Source organism: Micromonospora taraxaci (assembly GCF_007830095.1).
Classification (GTDB): Bacteria; Actinomycetota; Actinomycetes; order Mycobacteriales; family Micromonosporaceae; genus Micromonospora; species Micromonospora taraxaci.
The window spans coordinates 360639-383547 of sequence record NZ_VIWZ01000002.1 but is presented as its reverse complement, the minus strand read 5'-3'; the positions used below and the strand labels follow the sequence as shown (position 1 = coordinate 383547).

General features: G+C 70.2%; 26 protein-coding genes, 1 tRNA gene and 1 pseudogene. 16 read left to right on the top strand and 12 right to left on the bottom strand.

What is annotated here, in order from left to right; all coding sequences use genetic code 11:
- Nucleotides 1-54: 54 nt before the first annotated feature.
- A complete protein-coding gene (locus tag FHU34_RS30880; protein ID WP_244312062.1) occupies nucleotides 55-699 on the bottom strand; it encodes an FMN-dependent NADH-azoreductase in 645 nt (214 codons plus the stop codon).
- A gap of 82 nt (nucleotides 700-781) precedes the next feature.
- Here FHU34_RS30880 and FHU34_RS30875 point away from each other — a divergent pair, with 82 nt between their 5' ends.
- Nucleotides 782-1261, top strand: coding sequence for a MarR family winged helix-turn-helix transcriptional regulator (locus FHU34_RS30875; RefSeq protein ID WP_145786148.1), 480 nt, complete (start codon nucleotides 782-784; stop codon nucleotides 1259-1261).
- Between the two features lie 46 nt (nucleotides 1262-1307).
- Here FHU34_RS30875 and FHU34_RS30870 read toward each other — a convergent pair whose 3' ends face one another.
- Nucleotides 1308-2321 carry a potassium channel family protein gene (locus FHU34_RS30870; protein WP_145786147.1) on the bottom strand — a complete coding sequence of 338 codons (1014 nt, stop codon included), beginning with the start codon at nucleotides 2319-2321 and terminating at the stop codon, nucleotides 1308-1310.
- A gap of 176 nt (nucleotides 2322-2497) precedes the next feature.
- On the opposite strand from FHU34_RS30870, the gene FHU34_RS30865 reads away from it, so the two are divergent.
- Both FHU34_RS30865 and FHU34_RS30860 read left to right on the top strand, forming a co-directional pair.
- Nucleotides 2498-3085 carry a helix-turn-helix domain-containing protein gene (locus FHU34_RS30865; RefSeq protein ID WP_145786146.1) on the top strand — a complete coding sequence of 196 codons (588 nt, stop codon included), beginning with the start codon at nucleotides 2498-2500 and terminating at the stop codon, nucleotides 3083-3085.
- A gap of 136 nt (nucleotides 3086-3221) precedes the next feature.
- On the top strand, nucleotides 3222-3821 hold the full coding sequence (locus FHU34_RS30860; protein ID WP_167524988.1) for a ClpP family protease: 600 nt from the start codon (nucleotides 3222-3224) through the stop codon (nucleotides 3819-3821).
- A gap of 10 nt (nucleotides 3822-3831) precedes the next feature.
- On the opposite strand, the gene FHU34_RS30855 is transcribed toward FHU34_RS30860, so the two are convergent.
- The 3 genes from FHU34_RS30855 to FHU34_RS30845 are packed head-to-tail and all read right to left on the bottom strand — an operon-like array spanning nucleotide 3832 to nucleotide 6478.
- Nucleotides 3832-4491: a response regulator gene (locus FHU34_RS30855; RefSeq protein WP_145786145.1), complete on the bottom strand. Its 660-nt coding sequence runs from the start codon at nucleotides 4489-4491 to the stop codon at nucleotides 3832-3834.
- The gene (locus tag FHU34_RS30850; protein WP_145786144.1) at nucleotides 4488-5642 is read right to left on the bottom strand and encodes a sensor histidine kinase; all 1155 of its coding nucleotides are present in this window, start codon (nucleotides 5640-5642) and stop codon (nucleotides 4488-4490) included. Before FHU34_RS30850 ends, FHU34_RS30855 begins: the two co-directional genes overlap by 4 nt.
- Entirely contained in the window at nucleotides 5642-6478 is an 837-nt protein-coding gene (locus tag FHU34_RS30845) for a CPBP family intramembrane glutamic endopeptidase (protein WP_145786143.1), read from the bottom strand. Before FHU34_RS30845 ends, FHU34_RS30850 begins: the two co-directional genes overlap by 1 nt.
- 189 nt (nucleotides 6479-6667) lie before the next feature.
- Between FHU34_RS30845 and FHU34_RS30840 the strand changes: the two genes are divergently transcribed.
- Nucleotides 6668-7435, top strand: a complete 768-nt coding sequence (locus FHU34_RS30840; protein WP_145786142.1) for a hypothetical protein — start codon at nucleotides 6668-6670, stop codon at nucleotides 7433-7435.
- A 144-nt stretch (nucleotides 7436-7579) separates the two neighbouring features.
- Entirely contained in the window at nucleotides 7580-7930 is a 351-nt protein-coding gene (locus FHU34_RS30835; protein WP_145786141.1) for a DoxX family protein, read from the top strand.
- A gap of 38 nt (nucleotides 7931-7968) precedes the next feature.
- On the opposite strand, the gene FHU34_RS30830 is transcribed toward FHU34_RS30835, so the two are convergent.
- From FHU34_RS30830 to FHU34_RS34325, 4 genes are all read right to left on the bottom strand, one after another.
- Nucleotides 7969-8184, bottom strand: a complete 216-nt coding sequence (locus FHU34_RS30830) for a hypothetical protein (RefSeq protein ID WP_145786140.1) — start codon at nucleotides 8182-8184, stop codon at nucleotides 7969-7971.
- Nucleotides 8185-8205: 21 nt separating this feature from the next.
- Nucleotides 8206-8278 (bottom strand) — tRNA-Arg (locus FHU34_RS30825).
- A 472-nt stretch (nucleotides 8279-8750) separates the two neighbouring features.
- The gene (locus tag FHU34_RS30815; RefSeq protein WP_145786139.1) at nucleotides 8751-10172 is read right to left on the bottom strand and encodes an FAD-dependent oxidoreductase; all 1422 of its coding nucleotides are present in this window, start codon (nucleotides 10170-10172) and stop codon (nucleotides 8751-8753) included.
- A 78-nt stretch (nucleotides 10173-10250) separates the two neighbouring features.
- On the bottom strand, nucleotides 10251-10463 hold the full coding sequence (locus FHU34_RS34325) for a hypothetical protein (RefSeq protein WP_208745226.1): 213 nt from the start codon (nucleotides 10461-10463) through the stop codon (nucleotides 10251-10253).
- An 87-nt stretch (nucleotides 10464-10550) separates the two neighbouring features.
- Here FHU34_RS34325 and FHU34_RS30805 point away from each other — a divergent pair, with 87 nt between their 5' ends.
- From FHU34_RS30805 to FHU34_RS30760, 10 genes and pseudogenes are all read left to right on the top strand, one after another.
- Nucleotides 10551-10925, top strand: a complete 375-nt coding sequence (locus tag FHU34_RS30805) for an ArsR/SmtB family transcription factor (RefSeq protein ID WP_145786138.1) — start codon at nucleotides 10551-10553, stop codon at nucleotides 10923-10925.
- A gap of 144 nt (nucleotides 10926-11069) precedes the next feature.
- Entirely contained in the window at nucleotides 11070-11765 is a 696-nt protein-coding gene (locus FHU34_RS30800; protein ID WP_145786137.1) for an arsenate reductase/protein-tyrosine-phosphatase family protein, read from the top strand.
- Nucleotides 11758-12420 (top strand): arsenate reductase ArsC, encoded by a 663-nt coding sequence (locus FHU34_RS33955; protein WP_145786136.1) that lies wholly within the window; start codon nucleotides 11758-11760, stop codon nucleotides 12418-12420. The genes FHU34_RS30800 and FHU34_RS33955 overlap by 8 nt, the downstream gene beginning before the upstream one ends.
- A gap of 52 nt (nucleotides 12421-12472) precedes the next feature.
- Nucleotides 12473-13216, top strand: coding sequence for an aquaporin (locus FHU34_RS30790; protein ID WP_145786135.1), 744 nt, complete (start codon nucleotides 12473-12475; stop codon nucleotides 13214-13216).
- Nucleotides 13213-13401, top strand: a complete 189-nt coding sequence (locus tag FHU34_RS30785; protein WP_145786134.1) for a hypothetical protein — start codon at nucleotides 13213-13215, stop codon at nucleotides 13399-13401. The genes FHU34_RS30790 and FHU34_RS30785 overlap by 4 nt, the downstream gene beginning before the upstream one ends.
- Nucleotides 13398-13805: an arsenate reductase ArsC gene (locus tag FHU34_RS30780; protein ID WP_145786133.1), complete on the top strand. Its 408-nt coding sequence runs from the start codon at nucleotides 13398-13400 to the stop codon at nucleotides 13803-13805. Before FHU34_RS30785 ends, FHU34_RS30780 begins: the two co-directional genes overlap by 4 nt.
- A 70-nt stretch (nucleotides 13806-13875) precedes the next feature.
- A pseudogene (locus tag FHU34_RS30775) lies at nucleotides 13876-14139 on the top strand (NAD(P)/FAD-dependent oxidoreductase); the annotation flags it as partial.
- 227 nt (nucleotides 14140-14366) lie between these two features.
- Nucleotides 14367-15629, top strand: a complete 1263-nt coding sequence (locus tag FHU34_RS30770; RefSeq protein WP_145786132.1) for an ATP-binding protein — start codon at nucleotides 14367-14369, stop codon at nucleotides 15627-15629.
- A gap of 265 nt (nucleotides 15630-15894) precedes the next feature.
- Entirely contained in the window at nucleotides 15895-16725 is an 831-nt protein-coding gene (locus FHU34_RS30765; protein ID WP_145786131.1) for a M23 family metallopeptidase, read from the top strand.
- A gap of 168 nt (nucleotides 16726-16893) precedes the next feature.
- Nucleotides 16894-18513 (top strand): serine/threonine protein kinase, encoded by a 1620-nt coding sequence (locus tag FHU34_RS30760; RefSeq protein ID WP_145786130.1) that lies wholly within the window; start codon nucleotides 16894-16896, stop codon nucleotides 18511-18513.
- 32 nt (nucleotides 18514-18545) lie between these two features.
- On the opposite strand, the gene FHU34_RS30755 is transcribed toward FHU34_RS30760, so the two are convergent.
- Nucleotides 18546-19163, bottom strand: a complete 618-nt coding sequence (locus tag FHU34_RS30755) for a TetR/AcrR family transcriptional regulator (protein ID WP_244312061.1) — start codon at nucleotides 19161-19163, stop codon at nucleotides 18546-18548.
- A gap of 79 nt (nucleotides 19164-19242) precedes the next feature.
- On the opposite strand from FHU34_RS30755, the gene FHU34_RS30750 reads away from it, so the two are divergent.
- Nucleotides 19243-19671, top strand: coding sequence for a hypothetical protein (locus FHU34_RS30750; protein ID WP_145786129.1), 429 nt, complete (start codon nucleotides 19243-19245; stop codon nucleotides 19669-19671).
- A 111-nt stretch (nucleotides 19672-19782) separates the two neighbouring features.
- Here the strand turns inward: FHU34_RS30750 and FHU34_RS30745 are convergent, their stop codons facing one another.
- Nucleotides 19783-21156, bottom strand: a complete 1374-nt coding sequence (locus FHU34_RS30745; protein WP_145786128.1) for a glycoside hydrolase family 6 protein — start codon at nucleotides 21154-21156, stop codon at nucleotides 19783-19785.
- 208 nt (nucleotides 21157-21364) lie between these two features.
- Complete coding sequence (locus FHU34_RS30740) at nucleotides 21365-22669, bottom strand: CE1 family esterase (RefSeq protein ID WP_145786127.1); 1305 nt, start codon at nucleotides 22667-22669, stop codon at nucleotides 21365-21367.
- Nucleotides 22670-22909 lie beyond the last annotated feature (240 nt).

Below are 22909 nucleotides of genomic sequence, written 5' to 3'. Positions count from 1 at the left end.
GAGAGCGGCCGTCCCCAGTCCGGGGGCGGCCGCTCTCGTCGTACCGGCGCTGCCTCAGCGCTGGGCGGAGGCCGGCAGCCAGAGGTTGTCGATCTCCTTCTCGGCCGCCGCGAGGCTCGCCTCGTGCAGCGGGATCAGCTCGGCCATCGCCGGCACCGACGGTGCCAGGGTCAGCTCGGCGCTGATGAACCGTGGCTGCATGCCGGTCATCGACAGGCCGTGCGGGAGCCACGGCTCAGCGTGGTCCCAGCCGTTTCGTGGGGTGCCCTCGCCGTAGCCGCCACCCCGGGTGGCCAGCACCACGAACTCGCGGTCGCCGAGCAGGCCCTGCTGGGTCGTCGGGTCGTAGGCCAACCCGGGCACGATCAGGTGGTCGACCCAGGACTTGACGCTGCTGGGCGCGCCGAAGTTGTAGAGCGGCAGCCCGAGCAGCACCACGTCGGCCTGCTTGACCTCGTCGACCAGCCGCTCGCTGAGCTCCCAGGACTCGCGCTGCGCCGGGCTGTGCTGGTCCGGGGGCGTCATCCGGGCCAGACCGCCATCCGCGTCCAGGTGCGGCAGCGGGTCCTTGCCCAGATCTCGGTAGGCCACCGTGCCGTCTGGGTGAGCCGCGCGCCAGTTGGCGACGGCGCGGGCGGTGAGCCTCCGGCTGACCGACCAGTCACCCCGAATGCTTGAGTCGATATGCAGCAAGTGCATTATTCCTCCTCCAAGGATCGTCTGTGCATCACCAACTATTTATAGCAGGCCGATGTTCCTGAGAGTCGGTAGACTGGGTCACATGTCCGCGCAGCCGCTCGACACCTCGGAGCACCGCTCGGGCGCACTCCTGGACCATCTGGCCCGGCGCATGCGGCTGCGATCGGAGTCGGTGCTGGCGCCGCTGGGGCTACGCCCCCGGCACCTGGTCGCGCTCACCGTGCTGCGCGCCGGTGGCGGCACCGGTCAACAGGCGCTCGCCACCATCCTGGAAATGGACAGCACCAACATCGTCGGGCTGCTCAACGACCTGGAGGCGAAGCAGCTGATCGAGCGGCGCCGCTCACCCGAGGACCGCCGCCGACACGTCGTCGAACTCACCGAAGACGGGGCGAAACGGCTCAGTGAGGCGGAATGCGCCCTCGCCGGCGCCGAGGACGAGGTGCTGGGGGCGCTGGGCCCCGACGAACGGGAGACGCTCTACGAGCTGCTCAGCCGGGCCTCCGCCGGCACGGCGGTCAACTGCACCGAGACGATCTGCGCCGGGGACGATTCACTCTGACGGCAGGCCGTTGAGGCCACCGCGACGCCAGAGCGGCAGATGACGATCAGGCGGTCGTGGCCGACTGGGGGCGGTCGTCGCGTACGTGCACCAGCATGTCGCCGGTCTCGATCACCGCGCCCGCGCGATCGGCCAGGGTGACCACCTTGCCCCGCCGCACCAGAGCGATCACCAGTGAGTCCAGCTCACGCGGCGAGCGGCCCACCTCGTCCCGCTCCGCCGAGCGCATCGCCAGTGCCATGCCCTGCCCAGGAGTGAGCAGGTCCTCCACAACGTCGATCAGCGGCGGAGCCGAGGTGGACAGACCGAGCAGCCGACCCGCGGTCGCCGAGGAGACGATCACGTGGTGCGCGCCGCTCTGCTTGAGCAGCGGGGCGTTCTCCGCTTCCCGCGCCGCCGCGATGATCCGGACCTGCCCGGCCGTGAGCTGTCGGACCGTCAACGCGACCAGGACCGAGGCGTCGTCGCTGTCGGTCGCGATGATCACGGCCTTCGCGTTCTTGACGTGCGCCTCGTTCAGCACCGACGAGCGGGTCGCCGAGCCCTCGATGGCCACCAGCCCGGCCGAGGTGGCCTGCCGCAGCGCGGTGGCGCTGCGCTCCACCACCACGATCCGCGAGCGGTCCAGACCGTTCTCCATCAGGGCGGAGACCGCGCTGCGCCCCTTGGTGCCGTAGCCGCAGATGATGACGTGGTCCTTCACGGCTCTCCTCCACCGCGACAGGCGACGGCCGGTCCGGTACTGCTCGGTCAAGACTTCCAGAGTGGTGCCGACCAGGATGATCAGGAAGATCACTCGGGCCGGGGTGATGAAGAGGACGTTCACCAGCCGAGCCGACGGCGCCGCCGGCGTGATGTCCCCGTACCCGGTGGTCGAGAGCGACACGACCGCGTAGTAGAAGCAGTCGAGCAGGGTGAGGCCGTCCTCGTTGACATCGCGGTAGCCGTCCCGGCCCAGGTAGACCGCGGCGACCACGGCGAAGACCAGGCCCAGGGCAGCGGCGAGCCGTAGGCTCAGCGCGCTCAGTGGGCCCCGACGTTGCGCGGGGAAATGGATCACCGTCGAACCTGCTCCCCCGCCGTCGCCTGCACGACCACAACATAGCGGGTACGACGCCAGCCGCACGTCCGGGTTGCTTCGGACGATACAGCGCGGGCCCGCATGGGTCGGCCCGGACGGCGGGGGACAGGCATGATGAGGGTGTTCCCGACGACGACCGCGAAAGTGAGGCCGGCATGTCGTTGCTGCGACGAGTCATCGGCGGAGTGTTGCGCCGACTACGCCAGAGCCAGGGCCGCACGTTGCGTGAGGTGGCCGCCGCCGCCGGGGTGTCGGTGCCCTACCTGTCCGAGGTGGAACGGGGGCGTAAGGAAGCCTCCTCGGAGGTCTTGGCCGCGATCTGCCGGGCGCTCGGCATCCAACTCTCCGACCTGCTCGAAGCGGCCCGCGACGACCTGCGCCGGGTCGAGCGTCGCATCCCCGCCGCGCCCCGGGCCGCTCTGGGCCGGCTGGAGCAGGTGCCCGCCCCACGCAACGAGACCGGCCCCGCACTCCGAATCGGCTTTCAGCGCGGTGGGGCGACGCCACCCGTGGCCGCCGCCGGTGCCCCCGCACGGCAGCCGGCCGGACCGGTGCTGCGGCTGGGCGGGCCGATCCTGCACGTCGGCGGTCCAACCGACCCCATCGGGTCGACCATTTCAGGAGCGGGGCTGCGAGTTCGACTGATCGCCTCCGCACCGGCTGGGCACCCCGGTCCGCGTACCTCCAAGATGCTGGCCTGCCGCCGGGCCCGGACGGGCCGGCGGCGGCTGACCCGGGCGTAGGCCGGCCGGGGTTCTGCCCTGGGCCGATCTGCCGCCGGCAGAATCCCTCGGCCGCGACCGCCGCCGGGCGCACGCTGGAGGAGCCGGTTCCCCGGGCGGTCCCGTCGCCCGCCGGCACGGTGGAGGGTGGCGGCACATGATCTGGTACGACGCGACCATGCGGGACGGCGGACAGCCGTCCTTCGGCGATCAGGTGTTCGAGCGGCTGCTGCGAGAGCGGATCGTGTTCCTCGGCACCGAGGTGACGGAGGAGTCGGCCAACCAGATCTGCGCGCAGATCCTGCTGCTCGCTGCGGAGGACGCCGACTCGGACATCTTCCTCTACATCAACTCGCCGGGCGGTTCGGTGAGCGCGGGGATGGCGGTCTACGACACGATGCGCTACGTCCGCAACGACGTGGCCACGCTGGCGCTCGGGTTCGCCGGCTCGATGGGGCAGTTTCTGCTCTGCGCGGGCGCGGCGGGCAAGCGGTACGCGCTGCCACACTCGCGGATCATGATGCATCAGCCCTCCGGAGGGATGGGCGGCACCGCCTCCGACATCACCATCCAGGCGGAGAACATGCTGCACGTGAAGCGAACGATGCAGGAACTGATCGCCCAACACAGTGGACGGATGCTCGACGAGATCCAGCGCGACTGGGACCGGGACCGATGGTTCACCGCCGAGCAGGCACGGGAGTACGGCCTCGTCGACCAGGTGCTCACCCGAGCCGAACAACTGCCTGCTGCCTGACGTCGGGCTCCTACGTCACCAGCCCCGCGCGGTAGGCGTAGACCACCGCCTGCACGCGGTCGCGCAGGTCGAGCTTGGTGAGAATGCGTGACACGTACGTCTTGACGGTCTCCTGGCTGATCACCAGCGTCGCGGCGATCTCGCTGTTGGACAAACCATCGGCGATCAGGCGCAACACCTCCAGCTCACGTGGGGTCAGCCCGACGTCGTCAGGCGTGCCCTCGGCGGGGCGGATCCGCGCCGCGTACCTGCCCACGAGCTGTCGGGTCACCTCGGGTGCCAGCAGCGCCGCACCGCTCGCGACGGTGCGGATACCGTGCAGCAGTTGGGTCGGCGGGGCGTCCTTCAGCAGGAAGCCGCTCGCTCCCGCGCGCAGCGCCTCGTACACGTACTCGTCGAGGTTGAACGTCGTGACCACGAGCACCTTGACGGGCTGGGCAACTCCGGCACCGGCCAGCAGGCGCGTCGCCTGGATGCCGTCGAGCACCGGCATCCGTACGTCCATCACGACCACGTCCGGATGCAGCCGCCTGGCGAGGTCGACCGCGGCACGCCCGTCGCCGCACTCACCCACCACCTCAAGGTCGGGCTGAGCGCCGATGATGGTCGCGAAGCCGGTGCGGATCAACGCCTGATCGTCGCAGACCAGCACCCGGATCGGCGTCGTCATGACGGGCCGCCGGTGGGGATGCGGGCACGCACGACGAAGCTGCCGTCCGCGTGCCGTCCCGCGCTGAACTCGCCACCGAGAACGCCAACCCGTTCGCGCAGACCCGCGAGACCACGTCCGCTCCCGCCGGGCCCCTCGGCGTACGAGCCCGAACCTTCCGTGCTGACCTGCACAGTTGTCTCCCTCTCGCCGTGGTGTACGTGAACAGTGGTGCGGCTGCCGTGCGCGTACTTGAGGGCGTTCGTCAGCGCCTCCTGCACCACGCGGTAGGCCGCCACCTCGGCACCGCCTGTCGTTTCCGCGGGGCTGCCGTCCTCGGTGAACTCCACCGGCTGACCCGCCTGCCGGGTCTGTGCCACGAGGGCGTGCAGCTCGCCCACGGCCGGCGTACGCGGATCAGCGCTGTGGTCGGGGTTGAGCAGGTCGAGCAGGTGCCGCAGATCGGTGATGGCCCGGCGGCCGGTGTCGGTGATGGCGGTCAGGGTCGTGTCGAGGCGCTCCGGGGCGGCGGTCAGGTAGCGGGCCGCCTCGGCCTGCACGACCATCGCCGTCACATGGTGGGTCACGATGTCGTGAAGTTCGCTGGCGATGCGGGTGCGTTCGGCGGCACGGGCGGTCACCGCGACATGGCGACGGCGTTCGGCTTCGACCGCCCGGGCCTCCCGCAACCACGCGCCGATGCCCCACGCGAGGACCAGCAACAGATAGAACGTGGCGAAGCCGAGCACGCCTTCGGTCGACCCCTGTCGGTCGAGAGTGACGGCCAGCGCCACGTATGCGGCGGAGCCCAGCACCATGGTGATACGTCGACGACGCTGCACGTGCGCCCCCGCGCTCAGCAGCGCGATGGCCAACGCGGAGCCCGCCACCGTGTGATAGGCGCGCAGCTGGTCGATCACGAACCCGACCGACACCAGGGCGAGGCAGAGGGCAGGCCAGCGTCGGCGGACAGCGAGCGGGAGGCACTCCAGGGCGATCACCGCGACGGTCAGCGCGTCGAAGGGACGCCCCGGCAGGTCGCCGAGCTGCGTACCGTGATCGCGTAGCGGCGGCACCACCGACGCGAGAGCGAGCAGAAGCGCCAACGGGAGATCCCGGACCGTGACGGGCCACCGCCGCCACGAGTCCGAGACCATCCGAAGGTCGATCATCAGGAAACCGTAACCGGCGCCGCCTGGGCGATGACCGCCTTGCGACGACGCGGGACGATGTGACCTCGGCGGTGGGCCAGCCACATGAACACCACGGTCAGCGCCACACCCGCCACCACCGTGTACAGGCTGCCCTCCGGCCCGAAGTCGCCGCCGGTGACCAGGGCCGGGCCCGACATCGAGGTGTCCAGCAGGCCCTCGGAGTCGCCGTTCCCGGAGACCACCACGCTGAAGATCCCGCCGGCGGCGAAGTTCCAACCGAAGTGCAGGCCGATCGGCACCCACAGGTTGCGGGTGGCGGCGTAGCAGGCCGCGAGCATGAACCCGGCCTCGACCGCGATGCAGATCGCACCCCACACGCTGGCGTCGGGGTTGAGCAGGTGCATCAGGCCGAACACCACGCCGGTGAGCACCAGCGCGATCCAGGTGCCCGTACGCTCCTCGACGATCCGGAACAGCACACCCCGGAACATCAACTCCTCGGTCACGGCGGCGGCGGCCATGAACCCGAGCAACGCCACCGCGCCGGTCACCGAGCCCAGTCCGTCGATGTCGTAGTCGGCAACGAAGGCAATGTTGACGATCACCGCCGCGAACATCGCGAACCCGATCAGGAGCCCTCGGGTGATCCGAGCGCCGGCCCCGGACCGCGCCAACTCGGTGACCGAGCGACGCTCGGTACGCCGTACCACCCACCCGTAGACGAGGACCGCGACCACGGCCGTCGACAGACCGAGGAGCAGGGTCAGCGCGTCGTTCCCCTCCACCGCGGCGATGGCCTGGCCACCGACGAAGGCGACCGCGGCAACGGCGACGAGCTGCTTCAACAGGCGCATGATGACTCCTTCAACGAGGTCCGCGGCGGTAGCGCCGCGGCCACGTCAAACGCTATGGAGCCGCTGGTCAGGAGTCGTCACCGCGCGGTGGACACTTGCGGGTAGCTCGCACGGGGGACAACGTCCTCTGTTCGCGCGGCGGCTGCCACGTGGGAAAATCGGTGGCGGTGGGCGGTTAGGGTCACGTCTATGCGTCGACTGATCCCAGCTGTTTCGATTGCCCTCGCCGCGACCCTCGTCGCCGGCTGTAACACCAACTCCGGCACCCCCGCGGCGTCAGGATCGTCCGCCGCGCCCAGTGCGTCCAAACTGGAGCCGGTGGCCGCCGTCAAGCAGGGCATGGACCGCAGCCTCGCCGGCACGCTCACCATGGACGCCTCGGTAAAGGCCGGCAACCAGTCGGTCACCGTCACCGGAAAGATGGACACTGCCGCCCGCACCCTCCAGGCCACCGGCAAGGCCCCGGAACCGATCGAGGCGCGGATCATCGGCGACACCGCCTACATCAAGTCGGACTCCGCCGACGGCGGGAAGCCGTGGATGAAGATCGACCTCACCAAGCTCAGGCCGAACAGCTCGCTGCGCCAGTCCTTCGACCTGAAGGCCCAGACCGGCCTCATCGGCGGCGTCGTGTCCGCGCAGGAGGTCGGCGGCGGCCGCTACACGGGTGTCGCCGACCTGGAGAAGGCCGCTGCCGCCGCCAGCACGGACGGCGGAATGCGCGCGGGCCTCGAGTCGACCGCCAAGCTGGCGAAGGACCCGAAGGCGATCCCGTTCGAGGCGACCGTCGACGCCGACGGCCGCCTGACCGCACTCTCCTACACGATCGCCACGAAGACCCTCGGTGATCTCGTCAGCGAGATGCGGATGAGCGACTTCGGCAAGCCCGTCACGGTGGAGGCACCGCCGGCCGGCGAGACCGAGGCCGCCTCCGCGGACATGTACAAGTTCCTCTGACGCGCCGGCACGTCCTCGGCGTCACCTGTCGAGCGTGGGCTGCGGGACTCCCGCAGCCCACGCTGTGCCTCAGGTCACAGCGTCACGCGTAACATCCCGCAGCCCCACCCCGTCCTTGAGGCAGACAGCCACAAGGGAGGGCACATGTTCGCCACGTACGTCACTGTCACCATCCTCGCCTCGGTCTTCACCGGCATCGCCGCCGTCACCTACCTGATGGGCCACGACTATCCGAAGGCCCAGGCGGACATGAAGCGGGTGCCGCACTCCTGGTTACCGAAGTTGGGGGCGGCGCTGGCCGCCGGCTCCCTGGGACTGCTGGCCGGCTTCGCCGTCCCACTCATCGGAACACTCGCCGCCGCCGGTCTCGTGCTGTACTTCGTCGGCGCGCTCGTCGCACACCTGCGGGTCGGCTCCCGCAAACTCGTGGGATGGGCGGTCTTCTTCGCCACCTCGATCGCCGCGCTGGCGGTGAACCTGGCCTACCACTGGTGACTCGGCGCAGGAAGCGCGGACGCGGCCAGAGGGTTCGGCTAGGCCGTATCCCAGCTGGAGCAAGCCGAGACCTCGTAGGGAATCGTCGCCAACACCTCGGCAGGCCCCTCCAACTTCCACACCCGGACGCAGCAGCCGCAGCCGCCGTCCTCTTCGGCGTAGGTCAGAGCGTCCCGGTTGGCGGTCAGCCACACCTCAGCCGCCTCGACCTCGCTCGGCTTGTCGACGGAAACCGCCATGGTCTGCCGGATCACAGCGAACACAGTACTTTGCGGTGCCCCCGGCAGGATTCGAACCTGCGACACACGGTTTAGGAAACCGATGCTCTATCCCCTGAGCTACGGGGGCGCGAGGGCCTAGTCTAGCGACCTGGGGGTTCACCTGGGGTGGCAGGGAGTGGCCCCCGTTCACCCACATTCCCCGCATCGCCGTTCTCCCAGCCCAGGACCACACCCGAAACACACGCAGCCATACCCACCGCTCCCGGGCATCAGGGTCTACGGCCACCAGGGCAGCGCCCGTTCAACCAGCCGGCCCGCGAGGCGGGAAAGTGGGTGGGCACCTCGATGCTCAGTCACCATCACGGCGGAACACACAAAGCCGTCCCCGCTTCCCGGCCCCGCGGGCACGGCAGTTCCAGCCTCACGCCGACGGAGGCGGTGAGGACGGAGGCGGTGAGCGCGCCGGTGACGGCGGTGGTGGACGCGCCGAAGCTGGCGGCCATCGGCGTGAGCAGGGGTAGGCGTAATAGAGGGTGCCGTAGCCGATGGTGGAGGTGACGGCGAGGGCGGCGACGATCCGCCAACCGTGGTGGTGGGCATCAGCTGCCGCAGCAGCCGCCGGCCTGCGTGTCGGCGGGTGCGGCGTCGAGGGTGACGAGGTTCAGCGGTGCGGCGAGCAGCCCGCCGGTGATGCCGGTGGCCAGCCCTCGTGACGTCGGCTCGGTGGCGGGTGCGGGTCCGCAGCAACTGTCGCCGGTGACGGAGTCATCGGGGTTGCTGTTGCAGACTCCGGTTTCCGGCAGGTCGAGCTGGACATCACGAGCCGCGGTCCAGTCGCCGGCGAGGGCGGCGACGACGGAGCGGACCTGCTCGTAGCCGGTGGCCATGAGGAACGTCGGCGCGCGGCCGTAGCTCTTCATGCCGACGGCGTAGTAGCCGACCTCGGGGTGGGCGAGCTCGTCCACACCGTGCGGGGGCACGGTGCCGCAGGAGTGCTCGTTCGGGTCGATCAGCGGCGCCAGGGCGCGGGTGGCGCCCATGACCGGGTCGAGGTCCAGGCGCAGCTCGGCGGCGATGGAGTGGTCGGGGCGGAAGCCGGTGGCCGCGACGATACGGTCCACAGTCAGCGACTCCTCGCTGCCGTCGCCGTGGCGCACCACGACGGTCACCCGGCCGTCGCTGCTCGGGGTGAGAGTGTGGACGGCGAAGCCGGTGAGCAGCCGGATCCGGCCGGCGTCCACGTGGGCGCGCAGCCGGGAGCCCAGCGCGCCACGGGCGGGGAGGGCGTCGGCGTCGCCGCCCCCGTAGGTGCGCGCCGGGGAGGCGGTGCGGATCGCCCACGTCACCTCGGTGCCGGGGTGTCCGGCGGCGAGATCGGCCAGCGAGAGCAGGGTGTTGGCGGCGGAGTGGCCGGCGCCGACGACGAGGGTGTGACGGCCGGCGAACCGGTCGCGGTCGACGCCGAGCACGTCGGGCAGCGCGTGCTCCAGGTACGCGGCGGCGTCGGTCTCGCCGTGAGCGGGCAGGCCGGAGGCGCCGAGGACGTTCGGGGTGCGCCAGGTGCCGGAGGCGTCGATGACGGCGCGGGCGAGCACCTCCTGGCCGTCGCTGAGGCGGACGAGGAACGGGGTGTCGTCCCGGCCGGTGGTGCGCAGCCGGTCCAGGCCGAGGCGGCTGATCGCCTCGACCCGGGCGCCGTAGCGCAGGTGCGGCTTGAGCTGCGGTAGCTCGGCGAGGGGCTGGAGGTACTGGGCGGCCAGTTCGGCGCCGGTGGGCAGGGCATCGGGGTCGGGGGCGACCCAGCCGGCGTCGTCGAGCAGCCGCCGGGCGGCGGGGTCGATGTCGTACCGCCACGGGGAGAACACCCGCACGTGGCCCCACTGGCGCACGGCCGCACCGGCGGTGTCACCGGCCTCGAGCACGAGGAACGGCAGGCCGCGCTCGTGCAGGTGCGCGGCGGCGGCCAGGCCGACGGGGCCGGCGCCGATCACCACGACCGGAAGGGTGTCCAGGGCGCTCATGAGGCAACTCTCCTCTGCGTTGATAACTGTCGAATCAGATATGTGGAAGGGGCCCCGAGCATCCGAAGCCAGAGGCGGTTAGGTGACGGTGGGGCTGCGGCGCTCGAGCAGGACCCGTGCGGCGTCGAAGTCCGCCCGGGCCGGCGCCGTGGTCTCAAAACTGGCGTTGCCTGCGTCGAGGCCCGCCTGGTAGATCGCCAGGGCGTCGCCGGCGTCCGTCGCGGCCATGGGTCGAACGGCGACACCCGCCCTGCCCACCGGGGCCGTCGGGCGGTCAGTCCCGGCAGTCATCCTGATCCTCCACCTCGCCGCAGCCTGTCTCGACGCCTGTCAAATCAGAGAGTTGCATGTTGATTAGAAGCCTGTCAACCTAGAGACATGTCTAAGCAGCCTGCGCCGCTCGTCGCCATCGACCTGAACGCGGCGACCTCCTGCTGCGCGCCGCTTGCACAGCGGCGGGTGCCACCGGAGGCGGCAGGGGCTCTCGCGGCGGCGTTCAAGGCGCTCGGCGACCCCGTGCGCCTGCAGTTGATGTCGATGATCGCCTCCGCCGGGGGCGGGGAGGCGTGCGTCTGCGACCTCACACCGGCGTTCGACCTGACCGGCCCGACGATCTCCCACCACCTCAGGACGCTGCGCGAAGCCGGCCTGGTCGACGCCGAACGGCGCGGCACCTGGGTCTACTACCGCGCCCGGCCGGGCGTCCTGCGCCAACTGGCGTCCCTGCTCGCCGTCAAGCCCACCGCCTCGTAGCATCGCGCCCGCTCTGGGCGGGCGGGCTCAGTCGGGGAAGCTCGAAACGCTCCGGTCCGCTGACGCCGCGCCCGCAGCATCCAGACGGCGCCTCTCGGGGGCGACTCTTTGCCAACCCCGATTAGCTCAGCTATGGTTGAGTCAATGGACGCTGAGCTTGATTCTCTGGCTGGGCGGGCGCGGATCCACGCCGCGCTCGGCGACCCGGCGCGGCTGGCGATCGTGGATGCGCTCACCCTCGGCGACGCGTCCCCCGGCGAGATCGCTCACACCCTCGACCTGCCCACCAACCTCGTCGCCCACCATGTCAAGGTCCTCACCGAAGCCGGCCTGGTAGTCAAGGGCCGCTCCGAGGGCGACAAGCGCCGCACCTACCTGCGGCTGCGGCCGGAGACCCTGGCCGCGCTGACCCCGCCGCCGCTGACCAGTGTCGGCCGGGTGGTGTTCGTGTGCACCCGCAACTCCGCCCGCTCGCAACTGGCCGCCGCGCTATGGCAGGACCGCACTCACAGCCCCGCCGCGTCGGCCGGCACGCAACCGGCCGCCCGGGTGCACCCCCGCGCCGTGGCCGTCGCCGGCCGGCACGGGCTGCGCCTGGATCCCACCGCCACCGCCCACGTCACCGACGTCGTCCGCGACGACGACCTGCTCATCGCCGTGTGCGACAACGCCCACGAAGACCTCACCGGGCCCCTCCGCCCCCGCCTGCACTGGTCCGTGCCCGACCCGGTCCGCGTCGACACCGACGAGGCGTTCGAGGCCGCCTTCGCCGACCTCGCCGCCCGCGTCGACCGGGTGGCCCCCGCCGTCACCACCGCCCCGGGATACCGCCATGACTGACACCAGCGCCCACCCCTACGAGGAGATCTCGATCGACCAGCAGCTTGCCCTGCGTACCGCCGCGACGCGGCTCGCGGAGGAGTTCGCCGGCGTGTACGCCGCCGAGACCATCGAGCGGTTCCTGCACTCCAGCTACGACCAGTTCGCCACCGCCAGCACCATCCCCCACTACCTGCCGCTGCTGGCTGAACGATTCGCCCGGCAGCGCCTGCAGGCCCTCGCCCGCGTCGAGGGCCACCACCGCGACGGCCGCCCCGTGGTGCTGTTCCTGTGCACCCACAACGCCGGCCGCTCCCAGATGGCCCTCGGGTTCTTCACTTACCTCGCTGGCGACCGGGCGGTCGCCTGGTCCGGCGGCAGCGAACCGGGCATCACGCTCATCCCCGCCGCGATCGCCGCCATGGCCGAACGCGGCATCGACATCAGCGAGGAGTTCCCCAAGCCCTGGACCGACGAGGTCGTGCGTGCCGCCGACGTCGTGGTCACCATGGGCTGCGGAGACGCCTGCCCGGTCTTCCCCGGCACCCGCTACGAGAACTGGGACCTCGACGACCCGGCCGGCCTCGACACCGCCGCCGTGCGGCCCATCCGCGACGAGGTCGAACGCCGGGTCCGCCGTCTCCTCGACGACCTGCACGTGCACGCCACCCGATAGCCAACCTGCCCGGAGCCTTCGGGACAGCAACACCATGGGAGACAACAGACTGATGACCATCACCCTGTGGCGGCGCCTGCTGGCCGAGTTCACCGGCACCGCCCTGCTGGTCACCGCCGTGGTCGGCTCCGGCATCATGGCCACCACCCTCTCCCCGGATGACGTCGGCCTGCAGCTGCTGGAGAACTCGATCGCCACCGCGTTCGCCCTCGCAGTGTTGATCATGATGTTCGGGCCGGTGTCCGGCGCGCACTTCAACCCGGTCGTCTCCGCCGCCGACTGGTTCCTCGGCCGCCGCGCAGGCACCGGCCTCACCCCTCGCGACCTTGGCGGCTACGTCGTGGCCCAGGTGCTGGGCGCGATCGTTGGATCGGTGCTGGCGAACCTGATGTTCGACCTCGCCGCCGTGGGCTTCTCCGGCAAGGACCGCGTCGCCGGGCACCTCTGGCTCGGTGAGGTCGTTGCCACCGCCGGCCTGATCCTGCTGGTCTTCGCCCTGGCCCGCTCCGGCCGCGCCCCCGCCGCGCCCGCCGCCGTCGGCGCCTACATCGGCGCCGCGTACTGGTTCACCTCGTCGACCTCGTTCGCCAACCCCGCCGTGACGATCGGCCGCGCGTTCACCGACACGTTCGCCGGCATCGCCCCGGCCTCCGTACCCGGCTTCGTCGTGGCGCAGGTCGTCGGCCTCGCCGTCGGTATCGGCCTGCTCGCCGCCCTCTACCCCGACGCCGGCGCCGCCGCCGAACGGGTCGTCGTCCCCACCGACGAGGACGCCACCGTCAACCACCGCTCATGACAGCACGCCCGCACGACACCAGCGCGGCTGAACCCTCGCCCAGCTTGTTCAACCGCCGCCACGACCCGGGCCGCTATCCGACGCTCGACCGCAACGACAACCCCGACCCTCACCTGTTCATCCACCTCAACGACGTGCTGGTCAACCGGCCCCGCGACTCGTACTGCATGGAAGGCACCTCATGAGCGACAAGCCCAGCGTCCTGTTCGTCTGCGTCCACAACGCCGGCCGCTCCCAGATGGCCGCCGGCTGGCTGCGCCACCTCGCCGGCGACACCGTCGAGGTCCGCTCCGCCGGCAGCGCCCCCGCCGAGACCGTCAACCCCGCCGCCGTGCAGGCCATGGCCGAGGCCGGCATCGACATCACCGACCAGACCCCCAAGCTCCTCGAGTACGAGACCGCCGAGTCGTCTGACGTGATCGTCACCATGGGCTGCGGCGACGCCTGCCCCGTCTTCCCGGGCAAGCGCTACGAGGACTGGAAGCTCGATGACCCGGCCGGCCAGGGCGTCGACGCCGTCCGCCCGATCCGCGACGACATCCGTACCCGGGTGGAGAAGCTCCTCGCCGAGCTGCGCCCCACCGCCTGACATCCCCTTGTTCGCCGCCCGCCGGACCACCCACCCAGCGGGCGGCTCGCCCCTGAGCAGGAGCCCTGTCATGCCTGACCCCCACCGCCTGATCATCATCGGTTCCGGGCCCGCCGGATACACCGCCGCCGTCTACGCCGCCCGCGCCAACCTCGCGCCCCTGGTCATCGAGGGCAGCCAGTCCGGCGGCGCGCTGATGACCACCACCGAGGTGGAGAACTTCCCCGGCTTCCCCGACGGCATCACCGGCCCCGAGCTGATGGACAACCTGCGCAAGCAGGCCGGCCGGTTCGGCGCCCAGTTCATCACCGACGACGTCACCCGCGCCGACCTCACCGCCCTCTGGCTGGCGCCCCGGCTCTGCCAGCGCTGGGAGGAAGCCTTTCCCGAACTCGCCGCCACGGTGAGCGACGCGGCGTAGTGGTGGACCCCCTTCACGAAAGCCCTGCCCATGTGGCCCGCAAATCGAACACCAGATGACCGCATAACGAACACACCTGGTCCCGCAAATCGAAAGCAAGGATCCCCGCAGGTCGAAAGTTTCGCCGTTATGATGACGCCGTGCCCACACCGCGTCTAATCCCCCGCCGCGCCGCCGTGCAGGTCAACGCTGCTCTGGCGGACACCCGCGTCGTCTTGATCAACGGGGCACGCCAAGCCGGCAAGAGCACCCTGGTCCGCCTCGTTGCCGGCGATCGTCTAGCCGAACGCCGCGATCTTGATCGGGCTCAGGACCGGGCGGCGGCGATCGCCGATCCCGTCGGGTTCGTGGACTCCTCCGAGCTCCTGGTCATCGACGAGATCCAGCGCGCTCCGGAACTCCTGTTGGCCATCAAGGCTGCGGTCGACGAGGACCCCCGTCCGGGCCGGTACCTGCTCACCGGCTCGTCTCGCCTCTTCGGCATGGTGGCTGCCCCGGACGCGCTGCCCGGCCGGATGGAGACCGTCGAACTCTGGCCGTTCTCCCAAGGCGAACTCGACGCAGCGCCGGACGGATTCGTCGACGCCGTCTTCGCGCTCGGCGCGGACCTGCGACACGAGTCGGACGTGACCCGATCCGACTACGCGGCCAGAATCGTGCGCGGCGGCCTACCCGAGGCCACCACCCGCACCGACCCACGCCGCCGCCAACGATTCCTCGACGCCTACGTCCAGGCGCTCATCGACCGCGACGTCCGCCAGCTGTCCGACATCCAGCACAAGGGCGAGCTCCGCAAGCTGGTCCGCCTCCTCTCGGCCAGATCCGCGAACATCATCGCCGCAAACTCCCTCGAATCCGCCCTCGGACTGAGCCGGCCGACGATCGCCCGCTACCTCCAAGCCCTGGAAGAGATCTTTCTGATCAAACGGATCCCCGGCTGGTCCCGCAACCTCGGCACTCGCGCCACCGCCGCGCCCAAGCTCATCTTTGTCGACTCGGGCATCGCCGCCAACGAGATCGCGACCGACGCCCGGGCACTGCTCCGCCCAGGCGCACCGTTCGGCCCACTGCTCGAATCATTTGTCCTGTCCGAGCTGTCCCGGCAGCTCACCTGGTCCGAGCAGTTCGTCGACCTGTCCCACTACCGCGACCAGAGCAGGTACGAAGTCGACGCGGTGCTCGAGAACAGGACTGGCCAGGTGGTCGGGATCGAAGTCAAAGCAGCCACCACCGTCGGGCCCGACGACTTCCGCGGGCTACGCCGACTCGCCGACCGCCTCGGCGACGATCTCATCGCCGGCATCGTCCTCTACACCGGAACCTCCACGCTCCCGTTCGGCGACAGACTCCGCGCCATGCCGGTCAGCGCCCTGTGGCAGGTTTCTGCCCCGGCAGCAGACTGACCTCCCCCGCAAGTCACTCCTCAGCCGGTCAGGGCCACCGAGGACCGAAGGGCATGATCTGCTGATCTTCAGCAAGCGATCGCAGCAAGACCTGGCAGTCCGCATGCCCACAGTCGGCGCCGCCACCGGCGACCAGTAGGCCCAACACCGCACGGTGGGTGTGGACAGGTTCAGCAGAGGCGGGAGCTCACGGGCGCTGGTCGCTGAGTGGAGGAGCCACCGGGAAGCCCTTGCCCTTCAACAGACGCGGCCTTAAATTTCATCGATGATCCTCAACGAGGAGCCTCGCCCTGACCCTCCCCGGAACGTCAGTCATGGCGGTCTGCGGCCCGAGGATCTCGGTGGCATCGCGTACCTGCGAGGGCTCTCGAGGCGGGGCTTCCTCACGAGCGCCGCGTTGGCGGCATCCGGGGTGTCGGCCGCCTTTGGCCTGCTGCCCGGCTCCGCGCAGGCTGCCGGCAGCTATCTGAGGCCGTGCGGAAATGTCCGGATCTCCAGCTCTTGGCAAGATCACCGGAACCGGACGCCTCCGTCGGGTGAGCCGGGCACCGACTATGCGGTCGGCACCGGCACCCCCGTCCTGGCCGCGGCGAACGGCACGGTCCGGTACGTGAAGACCGACACCTCCAACGCGACCGGACGTGTCGTGGGGATGGCCCACGACGACGGCAACTACACCCGCCACCTGCATCTGTCGTCGATCACCGTCTCGACCGGTCAACATGTGTCGCGGGGCCAGACGATCGCGTACTCCGGCGCCTCCGCGAACGGCAGCAACTCCGGCGTCGGACCGCATGTGCACACGAGTCTCTGGTTGAACACCGGCAGTCCGACGAATTTCCGCGCGACGGTGGATTTCGAAACCTACGTCGGAGACGTCACCAACCCGAACCCGCCCGACCAGGAGGTAGACGACGTGTTCATCGCGAACGTGAAGGGCAACTGGTACCTGGTGCTCCCCCAGGGCACCAGCAAGCCACGGGCAGTAGTCCTCGGCGGCGACAGCAACGCCGCCGCTTCCGGCATCCCCGTCCTGAACTTCACCTGGGACCCGTCGATCAACGCGCTCCGGGCTGCGGTCGACGGCATCGGCTGACCTGTTCGCCCACGCCGTTGCACAGGTCCGGTCCCGATCGCGAAGCGGACGGCATCGACGGCGCTTGGTGGACGGACGATAAGCTGCGGGCGGCGTCCGACTGACCTAAGGGGAACGGGTGATAGGCGGAACGGTTCCCGTGGTGGTCGCGGCCTGCGGGCATCTGGCGTGAACGACGGGTTGCGCCCCGGTGACCCAGCCCGCCTCGGCGGGTACGACGTCCTCGCCCGGCTCGGCGACGGTGGCATGGGCAGTGTCTTCCTGGCCCGCTCGCCGCAGGGACGGCGAGTGGCGGTCAAGGTCGTCCGTCCGGAACTCTCGCACGACGAGGAGTTCCGGGGTCGGTTCCGCAGCGAGGTGAACCGCGCGCGCCAGGTTCCGCCGTTCTGCACTGCCGAGGTTCTGGACGCCGACCCGGACCATGACCCGCCGTACCTGGTGGTGGAGTACGTCGAGGGCCCCAGTCTGGCCGAGGTGGTCCGGGAACAGGGACCGCTGGGAGCGGCGCAGCTGCACAGCATCGCGGTCGGGGTAGCTACCGCGCTGACCGCCATCCACGGTGCCGGGGTGATCCACCGGGACCTGAAGCCGGCGAACGTCCTGGTGGCACCCGGCGGGATCAAGGTCATCGACTTCGGCATCGCCCGAGCGTTCGAGGCGACGAGCCAGCACACCCGGACCAACCAGATGGTCGGGACCGTGTCGTACATGGCTCCGGAGCGGTTTGATACGGCGTCCGGCCGTCCGGTGGGCCCGGCTGCGGACATCTTCGCCTGGGGTGCCGTTGTCGCCCACGCCGCCACCGGCCGCAACCCGTTCGGGGGCGACTCCGCTACCGCCACCGCGATGCGGATTCTCACTCAGCCGCCGGACCTGACCGGGCTCGATGGACCGTTGCGGGAGTTGGTCTCCCGGGCGTTGGAGAAGGATCCCGCTGCTCGGCCCACGGCCCGGGAGTTGCTCGACGGGTTGTTGACCGCAGGGTATTCAGCGGGTGCTGGCGGGTCGGCCCAGATCCTGGGCGCGACGCCGATGGCGAGTGTGTCGCCCGCGGCCGGTACTGGCGGACAGGACCAGCGGTCGACGGGACCGGGTCTGGCAACTGCCGCTCGCGCAAGCTGGCGCCGGCGTGGCTGGTTCACCGTGCTGGGGGCGGCGGCCACGGTGATCGCGGTCCTGGTGTCCGTCTCCCTCTTCGCCCCGCAACTGTTGCAGGGGCGTTCCGGACCGGATCGTGCGGACAGCCCGGCGAACGGCAGCCCGCCAGCGAGCACACCGGCGGCCACCGTGTCCGCTGCCGCATCGGGTACGCCGACCGTGTCACCGTCGGCCAGCGTGGACCCCACCCGGGCCATGCTGACCGGTCAGCGGAGATTCCTGCTGCACGTCGTGGAGATCGACCGTGACCTGTCGCTGCCGTCTCACGGCGAGCTCGAAGTCGGCGACGGCACCGGTAAGGACGCGCTCTTCGTGCTCGAACCGGTCGGCGTCGACTACATGATCAAATCGGTGAACCCGGACATCGCCCACCGACCGTGCCTCGGCGTCAAGCTCGATGCGAAGGGGTACAAGTCACTGGTGGGAGCCGAGTGTTATGCGACCGCCGCAACTCTGTTCGGGATAGCCCGCGAGGGCAGGGACGACAAGGGACGCACGTCCTACTCCCTCATCAACGAGGAGCACGGCGTGGTGCAGTGGAGCCCCACCAAGAAAGAGATCTACGTGGAGTTTCTCGGCGACGCCCCCATCGACACCACGTTCAGCCTGGTCGACCGGGGCGCGGTCTGAATCGCGTCTGAGGCGTCCGGCCGGCCTCACCGTCAGCGCAACAGCGCCAACCGGTCGATGACGGAGTCGCGCAGGTCCGGTGGCCACGGGAACAACGGCGCCGCCACCTGGAGCTGGGCGAAGCCGTGCAACCCGACCCAGAGCGCCGTCGCGTCGCCGAAGGGGTCCGCGCTGGCCGACCCTCCCGCCGCAACGCAGTCGGCGAGCGTACGCCGGAAGATCTCGAAGGCTCCCATGCCGAGAACGGCGAGTTCGTCCGCCATGGCCGGGGCCCGATCGAGGGCCCGCCCGGCGTCCCAGACGGCACCGAACATCACCCGGTACTGGTGGGGTCGGCGTTCGGCGAAGCTCAGGTAGACCGCGCAGACAGCGCGCAGGCGCTCGACCGGATCCTCGTCATCAGGAGTGCCCAACTCCTGCTCCAGCACGTCGAACGCGCGTTGCGCGACGGCGAGCAGGATCGCGTCCAGGTCCGGGAAGTGCGGATAGATCGACGGCGCGGAGATGCCAGCCTGCCGGGCGACCCCCCGCAGGGTCAGGTTCTGCGGCGTGCTGCCCTCCAGGAGCTTCATGGCGGCGTCGACGATCTCGTCGCGCAGTTGAGCGCCTTCGCCGCGCTTGTTGCGGGGCCGTGTTCGCGGTGTGGTCACTCCCTGACTTTACATGCGTTAGGCCAGCATGTAAGTTAACGGCTGTAAGTTAACGGACGTTCTGATAGGAGGAGCTCTCATGACCGCAGTGACCGCTCATCGAATCGACACCGCCACCCCCATCCACCGCGCCGACCTCTTCGGTCGTGGCCTGGCGGCTCTCGCCTCCCTGGCCACCGGCGTCGCGTTCGTCAACGGCGTGCTGCTGACCATCAGTGCCAGTGACGATCGCCTGTTCATCGAAGGCTGGCGGGTCTCCAGCTTCGGCATCTTCGCCGCGCTCTTCGCCCTGCTCGCGGTCAGGCCACGCCAAACGGCCGGCGTCTGGGAGGTCGTGCTCGTCGGCAAGGGCGCTCTGGTCGTGTTTGGCGCGCTGATCGGAGACGTCCCCGAGGCACGCCTGTCGGCCATCATCGACTTCGGGCTCGTCGCCGTCGTCGCAGCTGCCTACGTGCTGTGTCGTGGCTGGTTGGCGTGGCGTCCCGCGACCACCTACCCCACCCGATGAAGGGGACGCCCATGCCCACCGCTTACGCGGGCGCATGGGCGCCCGCGTAAGCGGCAGCGGGCCCGGCACGGAGAACTCTCCTCCGCGCCGGGCCCGCCGCACCGGTTGGGGTCAGGCGGTCACGCAGGTGGCCGTCGTACCCGGGCCGGTGCCGGTGCCCTGGAAGCCGAAGTTGGTCGACTGCCGGCCGAGGACGCGTCCGTTGTAGCTCACGTTGCGGAACTGGACGGTTCCGCTGGTGCCGCTGGCCTGGGCGTTCCAGGTGCCGGTGACCGCGGTGCCGCTGGGCAGCACGACGGTCACGGTCCAGCCGCTGATATCCGACTTCCCGGCGGTGACCGTGACGCTCGCTGTGAAGCCTCCGGCCCACTGGTTGATCGCCACGTCCGCGTAGCAGCCGTCACCGGCCGGCGGCGTGGTGTTGGGGGGAGTGGTCGGTGGGGTCGTGGTCGGTGGGGTCGTGGTCGGCGGCGTGGTGGTCGGCGGTGCCGTGGTGGGCGGGTTGGGCGCGCCGTTGGCCAGGCTGAAGGCCAGGTCGGGCTGGAACGAACCGGCCGTGTAGCGGCAGCCGTCCGCCTCCCCCGGTGGCTTCACCCACAGGTACGCGTCGATGTTGGCGTCGCCGGTGTTCGTCGTCGGGTACTGCCCGATGCGTCGGTCGGTGTTGTCGTCGCCGCACCAGTCTCCGCTGGCACCCCCGTTGCGGCTGGTGTCGATGACCTGGCGCTTGCCCGAGATGCCCATGCCGTTGAGGGAGGAGATGACCGCCCGGCCGAAGTTCGCCTCGTTGGAGGTGGAGTTGTAGTTCGACACGTTGCTGAAGAAGCCGTCGGCGTACTGCACGCCGGCCGCCCGGAGCCGATTGGCCGTCTCACCCGCGCTGTTCCAGGTGGAGTGGCCGGCGTCGAGGTACACCTTGGCGTTGGGGTTGGCGGACTTGATGGTCCGGGTGGCCGTCGAGATCGCCTGGTTGCGCGCGGCGAGCTCACTGCTGTTCAGGCACGTCAGCAGGGCGAGCGAGTCGGTCTCCAGGATGATCAGGACAGTCTGGTTGCCGAGCCCTCTGGAGAAGTTGGACACCCACGTCTGATACTGGTTGAGGTCCGGTGCCCCACCCGCGCTGGCCCCGCCGCAGTCCCGGTTGGTGATCTCGTACACCGCCAGCACCGGGATCTGCTGTGCCGCGTTGGCGGCTCCGATGTGCTCGGAGACCTCGGCCTGCACCGTGGACGGGTTGAAGTTGGCGAACCACCGGGCCTGCGGTTGACTCGCGATCTTGTCGCGGATGACTGCGGCACGCGAGTCGCCGGGGTTGGCCGCGACCCAGCGGACGACTGCCGAACTCGGGTCGCGGTAGAGCGACCCGGACACCGTGCCGGCGGACGCGCCGCTGACCGCGAAGCAGACGCCCGCGGCGACGGTGCCCGCGATGGCCGCCACACTGATGGCCGCCGATCTGCTGCGGAGCGGGGAGAGGATAGCCACGACGTGTTTCCTCCTGATCACATTGACGTATCTAAGTTTGTGGGAGCGTTCCCATGGACGGTAGCGGAGGCGCGGGCCGCTGCCAAGGTGTGCAGACCTGTCGTTCCGACAGCGGCCGCGTTACCGGTCGCGGCTCGCGTACCTGCGCCGATCCCGCACCTGTGGGGCCCGGAGCCAGGCGGCTCCGGGCCCTCCTTCGTGCCCTCGGTCAGGAGCTGGTGCAGGTGACGTTGCTGGGTGCGGTGGCGCCGTTGCCGGTGGCGGTGAACCCGAAGGTGGTCGACGCGTTCGGACCCACTGCGCCGTTGTAGGGGGCGTTCCTGACGGTGACGCTGCCGGAGGTGCCCGTGTTGACGCCGCTCCACAGGCTGCTGATGGCCTGTCCGCTGGCCAGGGTCAGGCCCACGGTCCAGCCGTTCAGGGCCGCCGTGGAGTTGTTGGCCACTGTCACCTCAGCCTGGAAGCCGCCGGGCCAGGTGTTCAGCGTCCGGTAGGTGGCAGTGCAGGTGCCCGGTTCGCCGGTGGGCGGCGGGGTGGTGGGCGGCGGGGTCGTCGGCGGCGGGGTGGTCGGGGGCGGAGTGGTCGGGGGCGGAGTCGTCGGCGGGGTGGTCGACTCGAACTGGCTGAAGAACCTCCAGATCTCGCCCGAGGTCCACGTCCGGGAGTCGTTGGGGCTGCCCGACCCGTCGACCGGGCTGGGCGTGTGGTCGCCGTCGAACGCGGCCCACTGCACCGGGTACCCGGCTCGGCAGCCGGAGTAGGCGGTGGTGATGTGGGTGAGGCTGCCCCGACTCGGCTCGCGCGGGCTCTGCGCGGTGCAGCCGTTGTTCCGCACGAACGTGTCGCGCAGTTGCCGACCCTGCGAGATGTTCAGCACGCTGTCGAAGGTGCCGTGGATGCCGAAGTAGGCGACGGGCTGTGTCCCGCCGTTGCAGCCGCTGAGGTTGGCGCCGGATATGACGGTGACCGCGCGGATGACCGTGGGCCGGGCGCAGGCCACCGCGTAGCTCATGGCTCCGCCGTAGCTCCAGCCCAGGGCGAAGCGCTGGGTGGTGTCGACGCAGAGGTCGTTCTCGACCTGCCGGGAGATGTCGTCGAAGAGGGTCAGGTCCCGGCCGTTGGTGTTGGCCCAGCCGGCGTTGAGACCCTGCGGAGCGACGAAGATCGCGCTGTTGTTCGACAGTGGTTGCAGCCCGTAGTAGCCAGCCGAGGTGACGTTGTTCGCCGAACCGTTCAACCAGTGGAAGCCGAAGATCAGTCGGTAGGGGCGGTTTCTGTCGTACCCGTCCGGGATCCGCAGGTTGTAGGTACGACTCTGCCCGCTGCTCTGGATCGTGCGCGTGCCGCTGGTCAGCGTGGGGGCCTTGCCGCAGCCGGCGGTTGCCGCGAGGGTGCCGTTCGTCGAGGCCACCGCGGCCTCGCCGAGGCCACCGCTGAACGCTGCGCCGGTGGTGGCCGCGAGGAGAAGCGCCGCGACCGCGATGGATGGGAAGAGGTGCCTACGTTTGAGCATTGCTTGGCTCCTTGCCGGTGGGCGTCTGGTGCTCGTGACTCGGCAGCGGCACAGCGTGTGTGCGTCTGCCATCCGTCGGCGCCGGAGGGCCGCCCGTGGTGGGGCTTCGGAGCTGGGCGTGCGACCGGGCGGAATCGTCCGGCGATCAACCGCGGTCGCCTGGCGTCGACGGGGCCCGGACTGGTCACCGACCGGAAAGGTTGCGGGAGAGACGTGCCCTCGGCCTGTCTTCGCCGGCTG